Source organism: Polaribacter sp. KT 15, from assembly GCF_900143115.1.
GTDB classification, from domain to species: domain Bacteria; phylum Bacteroidota; class Bacteroidia; order Flavobacteriales; family Flavobacteriaceae; genus Polaribacter; species Polaribacter marinaquae.
Genome location: NZ_LT670850.1, coordinates 1,828,913 through 1,846,309, shown reverse-complemented (window position 1 = coordinate 1,846,309; position 17,397 = coordinate 1,828,913). Strand labels below are relative to the sequence as shown.

The window sequence follows — 17,397 nt, the reverse complement described above, 5'->3', positions numbered from 1 at the left end:
GTTTGCGGTTTTTCTTTTGGTTATATTTGCACTCTAAATAAAATAGAATGTTTGTAGATTTTAAAGAAATACCAGAAGATGCAAAAGTTTGGGTATATCCTTCTAGTAGAAAATTTTACACAAATGAAATTGAACCTTTAGAAGAAAAGGTAAAAGCATTTATTAGCACTTGGAAACAAGATGACGATACTTTTAAAGCTTCTTATAAAATTTTATACAATCGGTTTATTGTAATTACTGCAGACAATGTTACAACTCCTTTAAAGGGGGCAGATATAGATGCTTCTGTATCTTTTATTTTAGGTTTACAGCAAGAATATGAGGTAGAACTTTTAGACAGAATGAATGTTTGTTTTAAACAAGGAGAATTTGTACAATACAAAGATTTAAAAGACTTTAAAAAGTTATTAAAAAACAAAGCTTTAACAGGTAAATCTATTGTTTTTGATAACTTAATTACAACAAAAGAAGATTTTGAGAATTTTTGGGAAATCCCTATTGAAGACAGTTGGTACAACCGTTTTTTGAAATAACTATTGATGAAAAAATACGATTATATTATTGCAGGTTCTGGATGCGCAGGTTTAAGCTTGCTATATCGCATATTAAAAGAACCTACACTACAACATAAATCTATTTTAGTAATCGATAAAGACTCTAAAAAAAACAATGATAGAACTTGGTGTTATTGGGAAAAAGAAGCTGGTATTTTTGATAAGCTTGTTTCTGCAAAATGGAATAATCTTGCTTTTATAACTACAGATTTTAAAAAACATCTAGATTTAGGCAGTTATACTTACAAGATGATTCAAGGGTTAGATTTTTATCAATATGTATTAAATTATGCCCAAAAGTTTACTAACGTAACTTTTATTCAAGAAAATATTCTTTCCATTTCTTCTGATGATAGTGTTGGCATTGTAAAAACAAACATTGCTAGCTATACGAGTAAAGTCGTATTTAATTCAACAAGTTTATTCAATCCTGTTATAACAGAACAAAACTCTCTTTTACAACATTTTAAAGGTTGGGTTATTAAAACTGAAACTGCACAATTCGACAAAAATGTTGGTAGATTAATGGATTTTACCGTTTCGCAAGAACATGGCGCAACTTTTATGTACGTTTTACCTACTTCTAGCACAGAAGCTTTGGTAGAATATACTTTATTTACACCAAAACTTATAGAAAAAGAAGACTACAAGAAAGCTTTAGTAAAATATATTAAAGAAGATTTAAAAATAGAAAAGTACACAATTACTCACGAAGAATTTGGAATTATACCAATGTCTCTTGCCAATTTTAAAAGAACCGTAGACAAAACAATAATAAACATGGGTACTGCTGGCGGATTTACAAAAGCAAGCAGTGGTTATACGTTTCAGTTCATTCAAAAAAATGTATCAGAAATTATATTAGATTTAAAAAATAATCGTCCAATTTTAAATAAAACTACTTTTAAAGACAAACTTTATAATTGGTACGATAGAACTTTAATTGATGTACTACTTTCTAATAAATTAACCGGTAAAGAGGTTTTTACAAGAATATTCAAAAAGAATTCCCCAGAAAAAATTTTAGCTTTTTTAGGAAATGAAAGTAGTTTGAAAGAAGATGTTTTAATTATGAAAAACTTACCACTTCTTCCTTTTTTAATAGCTGGTATTCGACAACTTTTTACCAAAAGATAATTTAAAACAAAAAAAAGGATAGATTTAAAATCTATCCTTTTGTGTTAACTATTGTATGCGCTATTAAGAATTATAATCTTCTATTGTTTCATTTAACTCTTCACGTAAATCATCAAACTTTTCGTTTAATTCTTCTAAATTCTGTTTTACGTTTTTAGCAGGTTCATTTCTTTCATCTAAAAGTTTTTTATACTCTTCTTGCACATCATCGATATCTTCTAAAACCTCTTCTGTTTTTAACCAAGCAGGAATCGTGTTTCCTAAATTGTTTACAGAATTATTTAAGCCTTCGATAATTTCTGAATTTACTGCTAAATCTCTCTCTTCAATTTCCATCAACTCACGATTTGCATCGTTAAAACCATCCCAATCGTTAAATGCTAAATGTCCTTCTGAGTCTACTTTGTACTCAACTGTTTGTCCGTCTGCAATTTTAATTTCCATTGTTTTATATTCAGTATCCGTAGCATTATTACAAGACATAAATAATAAACCTGTAACTGTTAAAACTGCTGTAAATTTTTTAATAATTTTCATAATATGTGTTTTAATTTGATACAAAATTAAAGGAAACAAGCACTGTTTTTTAACGCAGATAAATCGATTATTAACTCTTTGCAAAAGAGCTAATAATCGATTTCAACAAAAAAGGTAGACCTAAAGTCTACCTTTTTAAAATTTTATTTAAGAAGTTTTTTTATTGTTCCTTCTCAATCATTTTATCTAATTTTTTAATTTCTTCGTTATATTCTTCTATTGCTGCATCGATCTTTCCTTTTTTAAACTCTTCGTTAAATTCTTCGATTGCAGACTCATTAATTTTAGTATACTCTTCTACAGTTTCATCTAACTCTTCTCTTAAATCGTCAAATTTTTCAGATAATTCTTCTAAATTTTCTTTCATTTCACTTTCAGAAGCATCAGCATCTTCTATTAATTCTAAATATTCTTTCTGCACATCTGCTACATCTTCCATCACCTCTTCGGTTTTTAACCAAGCCGGAATTGTATTACCTAAGTTAGCAATTCTATAGTTCATGTTTCTTACTCTTTGGGCAGTTGTAACATAATTTGTTTTTCTAATCTCTGCTAATTCAGAATTAACAACTGTATAATCAGACCAATCATCAAAACCAACAATACCTTTTTCATCTAAATTATAAACAATCGCAGTACCATCTTTCATTTTGTAGGTTCTGGTCTTCACTTCCATTTCCTCATCCACCTCATTTACCCCTTCTTCTAAACCTTCTTCTGCAGAATCTATTATTTCAGCAACTTCTTCTTTAGCTTCCTCTGTTTTCTTTTTTGTATTATCACAAGAAACAAGCATAAAACTAGATACTGTTAATGCTGTTACGAATAATTTTATCGAATTCATTTTTATATTTTTCATAATATTCATTTTAAGTTCGATACAAAACTATAAGATATGTAAACTATTTTTTAACGCATTCAAAAATTATGTTGACTCTTTCAATAAAGCTTATTTCTAAACTATTATAAAGATTCTTGTTACTGATAAACTAACTATCTTTGAGATTTTAAAATAAATATGTTAAAGCACTTGCAATCTTTTAAGACAGATATTTCTGGCATACAACTGCCAGAGAAATTTACATTTCCGTTTTATTACGAACCACATCCTTTAACTAAAATTGCGAGTAATGAGCTGCAAGAATACTTAATAAATCAGCAAGATTTTAAACACAATTTTGGTTTAAATAACGATACAACAACTTTGCCGATAGGTAAAATGTTTGGTGTTTTAATAGTAAAAGATAAAAATGATAATATTGGTTATTTAGCAGCTTTTTCTGGTAAACTAGCAGATAAAAGTTTGCCAGAAAAATTTGTGCCTCCTGTTTTTAACATGCGTACAGAAGGAAGTTTTTACATAAAAGGCGAATTAGAAATAGACGCTATAAATGCAAAACTTAGTGCAATAACAAATAGCATCGAATTTATAACTGCTAAAAAAAATGTAAAAAAATTATCTAAAGAAATAGAAGATGACTTGGCTTTTCAAAGAAAAAAAATGAAGTCTTTAAAGTCTGAAAGAAAAGCAATTAAAAAGAATGCTGAAAAGTCTTTAAGTAAATTAGAATTTGATAAGCTTACCAAAAAACTGATGCAAGAAAGTTACAACAATCAGTTTTTTATGAAAGAATTACAAGAGTATTATCAAGATAAATTATCAAAAGTTAGTAGTAATTATTTGTTACTTAAAGATGAAATATCAGCATTAAAAAAATCTAGAAAAGAAAAATCGAATTATTTACAGCAAACCTTATTTAGCAAATATGCTTTTTTAAATAAAGATAAAGAGCTTAAAAACTTATTAGATATATTTAATGATCCAGCAATTAAACCACCTGCTGGTTCTGGAGAATGCTCTGCGCCAAAACTTTTACAATATGCTTTTAAAAATGATTTAACCCCAATTGCAATGGCAGAATTTTGGTGGGGAATTTCGCCAAACTCAGCAATTAGAAAACATAAAAACTATTATCCGGCTTGCCAAAGTAGATGTAAACCCATTTTATCTCATATGTTGAAAGGTGTTAAAATGGATGACAATTTATTATTGGAGAATTTAGCTGAAAATAAAGAATTAGAAATAATTTATGAGGATGATGTACTACTCGCAGTAAACAAACCTGCAGAGTTTTTATCTGTACCAGGTAAAGACATTAAAGATTCTGTTTACACTAGAATTAAAGATAAATATCCGGAAGCAACTGGACCAATAATTGTGCATCGATTAGATATGTCTACATCTGGTATTTTATTACTAACCAAAACGAAAGAAGCTAATAAAATTTTGCAAAGTCAGTTTATTAATAGAACTATTAAAAAACGTTATGTTGCTTTGCTAGACGGCATTTTACAAAACAATAAAGGAAAAATAAAATTACCGCTTCGAGTAGATTTAGACGACAGACCAAAACAACTGGTAGATTTTAAGTTTGGGAAACCTGCGGAAACCGATTGGGAAATAATTTCTGAAATTAATAACAAAACGAAAGTTTACTTTTATCCAATAACTGGTAGAACTCACCAGTTAAGAGTTCATGCGGCTCATAAAAACGGATTAAACACTCCTATTGTGGGTGATGATCTTTATGGTAACAAACAAAACAGATTGCATTTACATGCAGAATTTATAGAGTTTAATCATCCTGTAACTCTTAAAAAAATGAGCTTAAAAGTTGATGCCGATTTTTAAATAAACCTTATTCTTTTTTTAAATTTTCTATAAAACTTTCTACAGAAAGAGCATTATCAACAGAAAAATCTCCAATTTTAGTTCTTCTTAATACTGATAAATGTGCACCAGAATTTAAAGCCTTTCCGTAATCAAAAGCTAAAGACCTTATATAAGTTCCTTTACTACAAACGATTCTAAATTCTACTTCTGGTAAATTTACTTTTGTTATTTCAAATTTTGAAACCGTAACAGTTCTTGCTTTAATTTCTGTTGTTTCTCCTTTTCTAGCCAATTCATACAAACGTTTTCCGTCTTTTTTAATTGCAGAAAAAATAGGTGGTTTTTGCTGAATTTCGCCAACAAATTGCTTTGTAGTTTCGTGCAATAAATCTTCTGTAATATGTGCTGTAGAAAATGTTTTATCGATTTCTGTTTCTAAATCGTAACTAGGTGTTGTTGCACCAATTGTAAACGTACCTGTATACTCTTTAATTTGCCCTTGATATGTATCTATTTGCTTGGTTTGTTTACCTGTACAAATAATAAGCAAACCCGTTGCTAAAGGATCTAAAGTACCAGCATGACCAACCTTTATTTTCTTGATATTAAAGCGTTGTCTAATTTCCCAACGTAATTTATTTACTACTTGAAAAGAAGTCCAAGTTAGTGGTTTATCAATCAGTAAAACCTGTCCGTTTTTATAATCTTCTTCAGTCATTTATGCTGAATCGTTTTGTAAAATTAATTTAAAAGAGAATATCCTATTGCAATAAAACCTACAATAGCACAATACACAGAAAAGTAAGAAAGTTTGCTTTTCTTCACCAAAGAAATCATCCATTTACAAGCCAATAAACCCGCTAAAAAAGCAGCTATAAAACCTGCAATAATTGGCATCATTTCTGATGATTGAAAATTTAAATCTCCGCTTAAAACATCTTTCCCAATTTTACCAAAAATTAAAGGCACAACCATTAAAAAAGAAAATTTAGCTGCTCTAGTTCTATCAATACCTAATAATACTGATGTAGAAATTGTTGCACCAGATCTAGAAATACCAGGCAACATTGCAATTGCTTGCGAAACACCAATAATTACTGCATTAAAAAATGATACTTTTTTTTCTGTCTTTTTAGCTTTATCTGCCAACAATAATAACAAAGCTGTTAATAAAAGCATGCAACCTACAAGCAAGATTTTACCGCCAAAGAAAGATTCTAACTGTTCTTCAAATAATAATCCTATGGCTACTGCGGGAATCATAGAAATTATAATTTTAAGAGAAAACTTAAACTCTTCGTTCCATTTAAATTGAAACAATCCTTTAAGAATTTCTAAAATTTCTTTTCTAAAGATTACAATTGTACTTAAAGCTGTTGCAAAATGCAAAACTACCGTAAAAGTTAAACTTTCTTCTGGCACAGAAGTATCACCTAAAATAGCTTTTGCCAATTCTAAATGACCACTAGAAGAAACAGGTAAAAATTCTGTTAAACCTTGAATAATTCCAAGAATTATAGCTTCTAAAATATCCATATTTATTTATTAGGATTTAATAAGATTGCATAAATTTCTATTGCCAAACCAACAATTACTAATGTTGGCGCAAGTCTAATTCTTTGCCAATTATATATTTCTTTATTAAAAACCTCTGGGTTATCACTACCGCCACCAGACATAAAAATAAATCCTAAACTAATTACTGCAATACCAATAATCATAAAAATATAGTTCTTTTTCCCAAAAAGAAATTCTGGATTTTGTACCTGTTCGTCTTTCATTGTATTAATAATAAAGTTCTTCTGTTTGTAAATTTAAAAGGCGCTGTGTTGCAAAAAACGTACTTAACCATGTTATAATAAAAGCAGATAATAACACACCTGCAACCAAATAACTAATAGTAACATAATCTTTTAACAACCTTAAACTTGGTGCTAAACTATCTAAATAATAGATTACTAAACCTAAACCTATAAGTGCTAAAATTGCACCAATTATACCTAATTTTATACCTTGCCAAATAAACGGTTTTCTAATAAAACCTTTTGTAGCACCAACCATTTGCATGGTTTTTATATTAAACCTTTTCGAGTAAATAGATAATCTAATAGCACTATTAATTAGTATAATTGCCACCAAACTAAAAAAACCACTTAAGGCTAATAACCAAAAGCTAATTCTTTTAATATTCTTGGTAAGTATATTTATTAAGGGTTTATCGTAAGAAACATCTGCAACAAATGCATTTTTTAAAAACCTAGATTCTAACTCTTCCATTTTTTCTGGAGTAACAAAATCTGCTTTTAAATAGATGTCTATTCCGTTTTTAAGAGGATTCTCGCCTAAAAACTTCATAAAATCTTCTCCAATTTCTTTACTGTATTGTTTTGCAGCTTGGGTTTTTGAAGTATAAATTACTCGTTTTGTAAACACTTCTTTTTGAATTGACTCTTTAAAAGAATTGATTTGCTTTCTGTTTACATTATCTTTTAAAAATAGTGTTATTGCTACTTTTTCTTTTACTCGATTAGAAACCAAAGTAGATTTTAAAAGTACCAAACCTAACACACCAACCATAAAAAGTACTAAAGCAATACTAATTACAACAGAAATGTAAGAAGATGCTAAGCGTCTTTTTTGATAAGATTCGAATTTTGAAGGCATTTACAATAACTTTTAAAACTGTGGCAAGATAATAATTAGTATGCAGTTAACAGTGTCTGTTAGCAGTATTTTAACTATTCAATCTCTTGGCATAACTCAATTAAAACACCGTTTGTTGTTTTAGGGTGTAAAAAAGCAACTAATTTATTGTCAGCTCCTTTTTTTGGAGTTTCGTTTAACACAGTAAAACCTTCGTTTTTTAATCTAGTTATTTCTGCATTGATATCGGCTACAGCAAATGCTATGTGGTGAATTCCTTCTCCTTTTTTATCTATAAATTTGGCAATTGGGCTATCTTCTTTTGTTGCTTGTAACAATTCTACTTTATTGGGTCCTGTTTTAAAAAATGAAGTTTTAACACCTTCGGATTCAACTTCTTCTTCTTTGTAATGCTTTTCGCCAAAAAGTGATGCAAATAATTTATTTGAAACCTTTAAATCTTTAACTGCAATACCTATGTGTTCTATTTTATCCATAGGGTAAAAATAGTAAAAGCTATTTAACCATCATAACCAAAACCACTTTTGTCTTCAACCTCTAATTTTTCTATTTTTAGATAAACATTATTCATTAATAAGTTTTCTGAATTTAAATTTACTGCATTCAAAAACAAAGAATCTTTTTCTCTTAATAATAAAGTTATAGATTTATTAGTAGATTTTACAGCATGATAACTTTTAGTTTCTTTATTAATTACTGCAGTAATTTCAGATTTATAATTATTTACATATAAACTTAATTCTGATGTAGCATCTTTATAAAATGTACTTAAAGAGTTTTGACTAAAACCCCAATCTATTTTATAAATGCCATACACAGGAATAGTTAATTTCTTATTCGTAACAGAACCATGTTTAGAATTAAAATCTACATCACCAGATAGCGTTAGTTCTTTTAATTCCTCATAAAATGTAAATCCGGTAGTTTTATCTAATACAATTTCCATAATTTTTTATTTCAAAAATACATGTAGATTTTTGTATTTATCTAAGGAAAAACACCCATAAATAGCAGTATTTTAATCTTTTGCTATAATTTTTACATTATCTAATTCGTAAGTTCCATCAAAGTTTACATTGCCATTACCTTTGTATTTAAAAGCGATATATGCAGTGCCCGAATAATTAGATAAATCTATATATGTAGAATGTATCCAATTTTTAAAACCTTCTCCATCAGAAACAATTTTAGCAGGTAAAACGGTCCAGTTTGCTGTTTTAATATTATTAGAATCACCATTAAAATCCGTAGAAATTAAAACTTCTAATTCACTACCATTGGCAAAACTATTTGATGTTTCAAAAGAAAGAAACTCCTCTAAAGTAGCATCTAAATCAACACCTTTGGTTATCAGCCAAGTTATTGTACTGGCATCAGAAGAATTAGCAGAACCTATTCTTGCAGCTTTACTTTGCGAATAAGTATCTGTGTAAGATCTCCAAGATTTTGTACCTTCTTCTCTATAATTTAACCAATCTGCTACTCTTATTTCTCCAGAAGTTGTCTCAAAACCTTCTTCTAATAAGGTAATATTAAAATCTTGTTCGGTTTGCGTGGTACATCTTTCATTAGACATTAAAACATCTTCTGTAGAATTTAATACAAGTACTAAAAAATCGCCATTATAATCTTTAGAAACCAATGCGTTAATTGTTCCGCCACCAGTTGGTAGCGCATTATTTGCAAAGTTTGCAAAAGAACTTGTTTCTAAAACAAGATCTGCAAAACCTAATGTTTGGCAAGTTTGAATTTTTCTTTGTGTATCAAAATCTTCTGTAGGATCTACATAAGATTTACCTGCTAAGTTTTCTGGAAAAATTACATTATTTACAGAAACAAAAGTACCTATATCATAAGCACTTAATGCTGCTAAAGAAACTGCTTTAGGTACAATTATTTCTGCTTTTTCTGAACGAAAAAAATGACCATCTATTTGTTTAGAAGAAACACTTTCTATTTCGTTTTCATTTGTAATACTTAATTTACCACCTATTGTTATAATTCCGTCACCAGAATTTAATTCACCAATAAATAAATCTTTTAACCGAATGTAAACCTCTCTACCCAAATTAAATTTATTGAATGTATTGGTTAGGTTAACTGCTATTTTAATTCCGGAAGTAGGATTTTCTGGAGCATCTTGCATATAAAACTCTCTAAAATAATTCCCGTTTTCATCAGAAGAATTCACATAGCCTTTCACAACAATATCAGAAGTAATTTTTAATGGCTTGTTGCCAGAAATGTATAATTCTTTTAATGCTTTTATAGATTTCAACTCCAAGAGATTACTATTTATACTATCTAATACCTCTGTAAGTTTTTGGTTTTCTTCTTCACCTAAATTTTCTGGAACTGTATAATCACTATCTGCTACACAAGTAATAAATAGCAAACTTGTAATAATTAATAAAGTTGTTAATGTATTTCTTTTCATTTTAAATATTTTTAGAAGCTGATGTTTAGGTTTAAAAAGTAAGTTGTACCTCTACCGTACCAATATTTATTACCAAACACCGGTTTTGCCAAACTTTTGTCTGCTTTTAATTCGTTGTAGTTTGCATTTCTACCTTGTTCGAAACCGCCAGATTTGTATTCTTTATTTAATAAGTTATTAATGGTAGCAAATACACTTATGTAGTATTTTTTAATTTTATAAGATTTACCACCAACAATATTTACAACCTTATAACTATCAAATTTTTCTTGTTTTAATAATTCTCTAGCAATTTCTGTGTTATAATTAGAAAAACTTAAACCATCCGAATCTGTATAAAAATTGCTTGTTCTTGTTAACGGAGCAATGTCTACATATGTATTTGAAAAGAAATTGGTTGTGGCACCAACCCACCAATAATCTGGATCTCTATATTCGAAGCCAACAGAATAGGCGTTATGTGGGCCAGCTGCAATTTTATAATTATTAAGATTTGATGTATAATTTTTAGATCTTCCGTTTTCATCAAAAATACCAGTATTAGAAATATCTGATGTTAAATATAAATCAGGATTATTATTGTAAACAAAACTACCCACAGAAGCGGCTCCTTTTAATTTTAAAGTCGCTGTAATTTGTGCTTCTAATCCTAATTCTAAACCTAATTGTCTTTTTTCTATTCCGGATAAAATTTCTTGTACAAAAGCTGTGTTATCACCACCTAAACCATCTGCAAAATAGAACGAAATTTCTGTAGCGTCTTTTATGCTTGTATAATAACCTGTTAATCTTGCTGTAATCACAGGACTTCTTCTAATATAACTTATATCTGTAGTTAAAATTTTTTCACTTTGTAAATCATCAACTAAATTGTTATTTTCTCTAGAATTGGAAAAAGAATTTCTTAATATTGGTGCTTGAGTTATGTAACCAAAATTAGCATTGATTATATTTCGACCGTTTATTTTATAAGTAGCACCAGATTTAAAACCATAATTTGTAAAATTTAGTTTTTCTGAATTGCCTAAAGAATTGTTTTCAAATCTTCCGTTTTTATAAAGCCCTTCTCTATAACTGGTAGAATTAGAAATTTTTAATGCAGCAAAAAAATCTAACTTATTATATTTAAACTGTGCTTGTAAAAAAGCATTTATAACTGTTGAATTTAAGTTGAAATTGTATTTAAATTTTTCTCCTACACCTACAATTCTATCAGGATTTTGTAAATCGTTTTGCATTTGAGCTTTAGAAGCTGCAAAATTATTTACATCTAAATAACCATTTCCGCCTAACAAATCTATTACTTCTGCAAAGTTTTCAGATTTTAACTGTTTATACTCTAACTTAGAGTTGATGGAAAAATTATCATTTATTTCTAAATTATAAATACTATTTAACGTTATTAATTTGTCATCATTTCTATCTTCATATAGAACAAAAGCACTATTAGAATCGGTGTTTGCTGCAGTAACATTTGCATCAAAAATAGTTCTCCAATTTATTTGGCCGTCATCTAAAAAATTTTCTTGAGCAGTATATGCTTCTGCCAAATTATTGGTTCGTAAAAAATAACTTGGTAATTTTTGATAATAAGACGGACTCGGGTTTGCACCACCATTAAAATCGATTCTGCTGTTTCCTATATTACCAAATTGATAAGAAATATTTGTTTGTAAAGACGCTTTTTTAGAAATAGTCCAAAAATGATTCAGCATTAAAATAGGTTCTGCAACTTCTTTAATTCTCGCATTCAACTTATTTCCATTTAAAAAACCCCAATATTCGTTGTATGCGATTCCTTTTAAATCAAAAACTTCTTGTGTATTTGGTGAGGATTTACCTCGTCTATTTGGTGTAAAAATTCCTGTAAAGTTTAAACTATGTGCATCATTAAACTTTTTTTCTATGGATGCAAAAGCTGAATACGCATTGTAAGAAGTACCCTCATTAAAACCTTCTTCACCTACTCTTCTACTTCCAGAAAAAGTAAAAGACCAACCTTTTTTTGAAATCCCAGAGCTGTAAGTTGCCATTAATCTATGTACATAACTTCTATTAGAAGATGAATATGAAACTCTACTGCCGGGTCTTTGTAATGATGCTCTAGTATCTATATTAGTTGCGCCTAAAATTCCGCCAAAAGTAAAATTAGAAGCGGCTAAACCGTTGGTAAACTCTTGATTTCTTAGCACATCATTCAATCCACCCCAATTGCTCCATTGAGCTCTTCCGTCGTAAATCTTATTCATTTCTATTCCGTTTATTAGAACTTTTCCGTTACCAGAATCTAAACCACGAACTCTAAAAAAAGATGAACTAAACTCAAAAGCAGCAGTTCTTAAAAAAACATCTCTAGAAGATTGCAACAAACCCGCTATATTATCTGCAGAATTAGCATCATCATTTAACTCATCATCAGTAATTGTAATAATACTTAAGTCTTCTTGTTCTATATCTAACTTATACAGTATAATTTCACCAAGATTGATGTTAGTAGTATTTAAATCAATGGGGAAATTTTGAGTTTCGTAACCCAAAAAAGAGATTTGCAAAAGATGTTTTCCTTTAGGAATATTTTTTAGTTTAAATACTCCATTTTCTGTAGTTTTAGTTTCAATATTTAATTTATTAATTCTTATTGAAACATTTTCTAAAGGCTCTTTAGAATGGTGACTCATCACAATTCCTTCTAAAATATTTTGAGTAAAAATTTTAGTATAGCACAATAGAAATACAACTATTAAAATAATAGTTCTATTCATAAAGTTTTCTTTTTCAGTTTTATAGCGCTCTAAATTTAGAGTTTTTTTTCTAAAAAAGAATACTAAATACTATTTTTCTTTTATTTGAATCTAAATGTTTTATAGATTTGTTTAAAAAAAATGCGAAATTATTTATGTCTTTTCTTTCTCTTTATTCTTTGTACTTCTAATTCTTTTTCTCAGAAAAACAGCAAAAAATATGCTATTAGAACAATTGCTTTTTACAACTTAGAAAATTTATTTGACACAATTAATGATGTTTCTTTAAATGATGAAGCTAGCCCTATAATGGAGTTAAAATTTAATCGATCTAAGGTTTATTGGGATAAAATAGACAAACTTTCGAGCACAATTTCAAAAATTGGTTTCAAAAAATCAAATACAAGTCCGGCAATAATTGGTGTTTCTGAAATAGAAAATTTAAATGTTTTAGAAGATTTAATTAATTCGAAACATTTAAAAGATAAAAACTATGGTATTGTGCATTACGATTCTCCAGATAAAAGAGGTATTGATGTAGCGTTATTATATCAAAAAAGATATTTTAAACCCATTTATCATGAAGCATTCAACCCAAATATTTACAAAGAAAACAAGAAGATTTCCACTAGAGATCAGTTACTAGTTTCGGGTTATTTAGACGACGAGCTAATACATATTATTGTAAATCATTGGCCATCTAGAAGAGGCGGAGAATCTAAAAGTAGACCTTTAAGGGAAAAAGCAGCGTATCAGAATTTAAAAATTATCGAAAAAATAAGATCTGAAAATGAAAATGCTAAGATTTTAACTATGGGCGATTTTAATGATGACCCAATAAATTCTAGTTTCAAAAACGTTCTTAAAACTAAAAGCAGAAAAAAGAATGTGCTAGAGAAAGACATTTATAATCCGTATGAAGATTTATACCGAAGAGGCTTTAATACTTTGGCTTATAGAGATAAGTTAAATCTTTTTGATATGATTCTAATTTCATCTACTCTTTTAAACAAGGGCAAAAAAGATTTTTCTAGTTATAAAATGTTTAAAGCTATGATTTTTAACAAGCAATTTTTAAGTCATAAAAAAGGAAAGTTTAAAGGATATCCGTTTCGAAGTTTTTCTAACGGATCTTATACTGGCGGATATTCTGACCATTATCCTGTTTACATGTATTTGATAAAAGAAAAAAACTAAAATTTATTGTTTTAAAAACAGAAAAACCCGAAACTAAAGAAGTTTCGGGTTTTTTTTGATAATAAATTATTGCCTTTTACAGCTATTAATTAATCTCTAGGAGATTTAAATTTATAGTGTAAGTATGTGTAAGCATCTCTAGGTATAATAGTAATCCACTTTTTATGTTTTAAATACCATTTAAAACGTATAGAATTTACGCCTTTTAATAAATATGCAGCAATAAAAGGATGCAAGTGTAATTGAATCTTTTTATTCTTTGGATTAGAAATAAATTTTTCTAAATCTGCTTCTATCTTGTCTAATAAGACAATTGGCGCTTCTACATCTCCGTTTTTGTTTGGGTTGGCTTCGGTAGTTTTTATACTTAACTCTGGTCTTACCCTTTGTCTAGTAATTTGTACCAATCCAAATTTACTTGGAGGTAATATTTTGTGTTTTGTTCTATCTAAAGCCATTTGCTCTTTCAAGTGCTGGTACAGTTTGTTTCTGTTTTCAGCTTTATGCATATCAATAAAATCAACAACTATAATTCCGCCCATATCTCGCAATTGCAATTGACGGGCAATTTCTGTTGCAGAAATTAAATTTACTTCTAATGCAGTATCTTCTTGAGAGCCAGCTTTGTTAGAACGGTTTCCGCTATTTACATCAATAACGTGTAATGCTTCTGTGTGCTCTATAACTAAATAGGCACCTTTACTCATAGAAACTGTTTTACCAAACGATGTTTTTATTTGTCTTTCTATTCCATATTTTTCGAAAATAGGAGTTTCCGATCTGTGTAACTTCACTATTTTTTCTTTTTCTGGATAAATTTCTTGTAGATATTCTTTAATTTCTACTTTTAGAGTTTCATCATTTGTAACAATACTTGTAAAAGTTTCATTCATAACATCTCTTAATATAGAAGATGCTCTGTTTAACTCGCTTAAGATTTTAGTTGGTGTGTTTGTATTTGCTATACTTTTACACATTCTTTTCCAGCGATCTAATGAGTTTTGCAAATCTTTGTCTAGTTCTGCTACTTTTTTACCTTCGGCAACAGTTCTTAAAATAACACCAAAACCTTTTGGTTTAATGCTTTTTGCTAATCTTTTTAATCGTTCTTTTTCTTTTGGGTCTGCTATTTTTTGTGATACAGAAACTCTGTTAGAAAAAGGAACTAACACCAAAAATCTACCTGCTATAGACAACTCAGAACTTAATCTTGGTCCTTTTGTAGAAATTGGTTCTTTTACAATTTGTACTAACAGGTTTTGCCCTGTTTTAAGTACATCATTAATACTACCGTCTTTGTTAATGTCTTCCTCAAATCGGAAGTTTTTTAGAGTGAACTCTTTATACTTACCTGTGCTTACTTTCTTAATGAATGCATTTAATGAGTTTACTTGCGCTCCTAAATCATGATAATGTAAAAACCCATCTTTTGGGTAACCTACATTTACAAAAGAGGCATTTAAACCTGTTAATACTTTTCCTATTTTGGCTAAAAAAATATCGCCAACAGAAAATTTATTTCCAGTTGTTTCATTATTTAATTCAATAAGTTTTCCATCTCTTAATAAGGCAAAATCAATATCAGATGAATTCGAACGAATTATTAATTCTGTTTTCATGCTGAATTTGGTTTTAACACTGCACTTAATTGTGCAGATGGATTAATATTGTAAGGTATTTTTAATACCGTGAGAAAATTTACAGCCTTACACAGCTAATAAATTTTCTAATGTCAATGAACTTTTTGTTTGTTTGGTTGATTGTTTTTTTCGTCTAAATAATAAACGAAAAAGTAAGCGAATGCTTACTTTTTCTTGTGTCTATTTGCTCTAGCTCTTTTCTTTCTTTTGTGCGTAGAGATCTTAGCTCTCTTTCTTTTTTTACCACTTGGCATAATGTCTGTTGTTTTATAAACCTTTTTTTATTTAGGTTTAGATTAGTATTTTGTTATTTTACTACTACTTTACTTTTAACTCCTTCTGTAAAAGTTTTAGCTGGTTTAAAAGCTGGTATATTATGTGCAGGAATCTTAATAGTTGTATTCTTAGAAATATTTCTACCAGTCTTTTCTGCTCTTGTTTTGATAATAAAGCTACCAAAACCTCTTAAATAAACGTTATCGCCATTTTCTAATGCACCTTTAACTTCAGTCATAAATGCTTCCACAGTTGCCAAAACATCTGTTTTTTCAATTCCTGATTTATCTGAAATTTTCGATACGATATCTGCTTTCGTCATGTCTCTATTTTTACTATATTTTTATTAATTTACTTTCAAAAATGCGGATGCAAATATATGATAATTAATCAATTCCAAAAAGATAAAGACTTAAATTTATGTGAATTTTAAAATGTAATATTGCAAATCTATTTTTTATTCATGGAATTTTCTAACACATTAATATACTGGTATTTACAAAACAACAGAGAATTGCCTTGGCGCAAAACTAAGAATCCATATTTTATTTGGCTAAGCGAAATCATGCTACAGCAAACAAGAGTTGCGCAAGGTTTGTCATATTATCTGAAATTTACAAGCAGTTTTCCAACAGTTTTTGATCTTGCAAATGCAGACGAAAGTACCGTTTTAAAAATGTGGCAAGGTTTGGGTTATTATTCCAGAGCAAGAAATTTACATTATTCTGCAAAAGTTATTGCAAATGAATTAAACGGCGAATTTCCTTCTACATATAAAGAGATCATAAAACTAAAAGGAATTGGAGATTATACAGCGTCTGCAATTGCTTCTATTTGCTTTAATGAACCCGCAGCAGTTGTAGATGGTAATGTTTATAGAGTACTTTCTAGATATTACGGCATTAATACACCAATAAATTCAACAAAAGGAATTAAAGAATTTAAAATTTTAGCACAATCTTTAATAGACTCAAAGCAACCAGGTACTTTTAACCAAGCAATAATGGATTTTGGTGCGTTGCACTGCAAACCTCAAAATCCGTTATGTGATTCTTGCCCTTTAGCAGACAGTTGTGTCGCTTTCGAAAAAAAACTTACTAGAGAACTACCTATTAAAGAGAAGAAAATTAAAATTAAAAAAAGGTTTTTTAACTTTATGGTTATTAAAACCCAAGACAACAAAACAATTATCGAAGAAAGAAAAGGCAAAGGTATTTGGCAAGGTTTATATCAATTTCCTTTAATTGAAAGTAATAAAAACCTAAATAAAGAAGATTTAATAGCTACTGATGATTTTAAAAATCTTTTTCCTGATGAAACCACGATATCATTATTTAATCAAAAAGAAATTGTACATAAACTTTCTCATCAGCATTTATATACACAATTCTGGATTGTAGAAACCAACAAACATAAAAACGCAACCACACTTTGGCAAAATATTCAAGATTTTCCTGTACCTATATTAATTGCTAATTTTTTAGAAGCATTCGACGTTAAAAAGTAATTGATATTTTTAGTACATTTGATTAGTTAAACA

Annotated in this window: 17 protein-coding genes; 5 read left to right on the top strand and 12 right to left on the bottom strand. The window is 28.8% G+C overall.

The genetic code is table 11. The features are described 5' to 3' along the window. The first annotated feature begins 47 nt into the window (after window positions 1-47). Both B5464_RS08295 and B5464_RS08290 read left to right on the top strand, forming a co-directional pair. Window positions 48-533 carry an ABC transporter ATPase gene (locus B5464_RS08295; RefSeq protein ID WP_079737985.1) on the top strand — a complete coding sequence of 162 codons (486 nt, stop codon included), beginning with the start codon at window positions 48-50 and terminating at the stop codon, window positions 531-533. 6 nt (window positions 534-539) lie between these two features. Further along, complete coding sequence (locus B5464_RS08290) at window positions 540-1,691, top strand: lycopene cyclase family protein (RefSeq protein WP_079737984.1); 1,152 nt, start codon at window positions 540-542, stop codon at window positions 1,689-1,691. A 63-nt stretch (window positions 1,692-1,754) separates the two neighbouring features. Here the strand turns inward: B5464_RS08290 and B5464_RS08285 are convergent, their stop codons facing one another. Beyond that, window positions 1,755-2,228 (bottom strand): hypothetical protein, encoded by a 474-nt coding sequence (locus B5464_RS08285; RefSeq protein ID WP_079737983.1) that lies wholly within the window; start codon window positions 2,226-2,228, stop codon window positions 1,755-1,757. A gap of 160 nt (window positions 2,229-2,388) precedes the next feature. Further along, complete coding sequence (locus B5464_RS08280; protein WP_079737982.1) at window positions 2,389-3,087, bottom strand: hypothetical protein; 699 nt, start codon at window positions 3,085-3,087, stop codon at window positions 2,389-2,391. Window positions 3,088-3,246: 159 nt separating this feature from the next. Here B5464_RS08280 and B5464_RS08275 point away from each other — a divergent pair, with 159 nt between their 5' ends. Continuing rightward, complete coding sequence (locus tag B5464_RS08275; RefSeq protein WP_079737981.1) at window positions 3,247-4,920, top strand: RluA family pseudouridine synthase; 1,674 nt, start codon at window positions 3,247-3,249, stop codon at window positions 4,918-4,920. A 7-nt stretch (window positions 4,921-4,927) separates the two neighbouring features. On the opposite strand, the gene truB is transcribed toward B5464_RS08275, so the two are convergent. From truB to B5464_RS08235, 8 genes are all read right to left on the bottom strand, one after another. Next, entirely contained in the window at window positions 4,928-5,620 is a 693-nt protein-coding gene (gene truB, locus B5464_RS08270; RefSeq protein ID WP_079737980.1) for a tRNA pseudouridine(55) synthase TruB, read from the bottom strand. Window positions 5,621-5,643: 23 nt separating this feature from the next. Further along, a complete protein-coding gene (locus B5464_RS08265) occupies window positions 5,644-6,438 on the bottom strand; it encodes an undecaprenyl-diphosphate phosphatase (RefSeq protein WP_079737979.1) in 795 nt (264 codons plus the stop codon). Between the two features lie 2 nt (window positions 6,439-6,440). Continuing rightward, window positions 6,441-6,683 carry a DUF3098 domain-containing protein gene (locus tag B5464_RS08260; RefSeq protein ID WP_079737978.1) on the bottom strand — a complete coding sequence of 81 codons (243 nt, stop codon included), beginning with the start codon at window positions 6,681-6,683 and terminating at the stop codon, window positions 6,441-6,443. 4 nt (window positions 6,684-6,687) lie between these two features. Next, complete coding sequence (locus tag B5464_RS08255; RefSeq protein WP_077810889.1) at window positions 6,688-7,566, bottom strand: ABC transporter permease; 879 nt, start codon at window positions 7,564-7,566, stop codon at window positions 6,688-6,690. 74 nt (window positions 7,567-7,640) lie between these two features. Next, complete coding sequence (mce, locus tag B5464_RS08250) at window positions 7,641-8,042, bottom strand: methylmalonyl-CoA epimerase (RefSeq protein ID WP_079737977.1); 402 nt, start codon at window positions 8,040-8,042, stop codon at window positions 7,641-7,643. A 23-nt stretch (window positions 8,043-8,065) separates the two neighbouring features. Beyond that, complete coding sequence (locus B5464_RS08245) at window positions 8,066-8,512, bottom strand: hypothetical protein (RefSeq protein ID WP_079737976.1); 447 nt, start codon at window positions 8,510-8,512, stop codon at window positions 8,066-8,068. A 72-nt stretch (window positions 8,513-8,584) separates the two neighbouring features. Beyond that, the gene (locus tag B5464_RS08240) at window positions 8,585-10,003 is read right to left on the bottom strand and encodes a DUF5689 domain-containing protein (protein ID WP_079737975.1); all 1,419 of its coding nucleotides are present in this window, start codon (window positions 10,001-10,003) and stop codon (window positions 8,585-8,587) included. Between the two features lie 11 nt (window positions 10,004-10,014). Then, complete coding sequence (locus B5464_RS08235; protein WP_079737974.1) at window positions 10,015-12,765, bottom strand: TonB-dependent receptor; 2,751 nt, start codon at window positions 12,763-12,765, stop codon at window positions 10,015-10,017. Between the two features lie 120 nt (window positions 12,766-12,885). On the opposite strand from B5464_RS08235, the gene B5464_RS08230 reads away from it, so the two are divergent. Then, the gene (locus tag B5464_RS08230) at window positions 12,886-13,941 is read left to right on the top strand and encodes an endonuclease (RefSeq protein ID WP_079737973.1); all 1,056 of its coding nucleotides are present in this window, start codon (window positions 12,886-12,888) and stop codon (window positions 13,939-13,941) included. Between the two features lie 89 nt (window positions 13,942-14,030). Here B5464_RS08230 and B5464_RS08225 read toward each other — a convergent pair whose 3' ends face one another. Then, on the bottom strand, window positions 14,031-15,560 hold the full coding sequence (locus B5464_RS08225) for a ribonuclease E/G (protein WP_077810883.1): 1,530 nt from the start codon (window positions 15,558-15,560) through the stop codon (window positions 14,031-14,033). Between the two features lie 328 nt (window positions 15,561-15,888). Beyond that, entirely contained in the window at window positions 15,889-16,179 is a 291-nt protein-coding gene (locus B5464_RS08220; RefSeq protein ID WP_077810882.1) for an HU family DNA-binding protein, read from the bottom strand. A gap of 141 nt (window positions 16,180-16,320) precedes the next feature. Between B5464_RS08220 and mutY the strand changes: the two genes are divergently transcribed. Continuing rightward, window positions 16,321-17,364 (top strand): A/G-specific adenine glycosylase, encoded by a 1,044-nt coding sequence (gene mutY, locus B5464_RS08215; RefSeq protein ID WP_079737972.1) that lies wholly within the window; start codon window positions 16,321-16,323, stop codon window positions 17,362-17,364. Window positions 17,365-17,397: the final 33 nt, after the last annotated feature.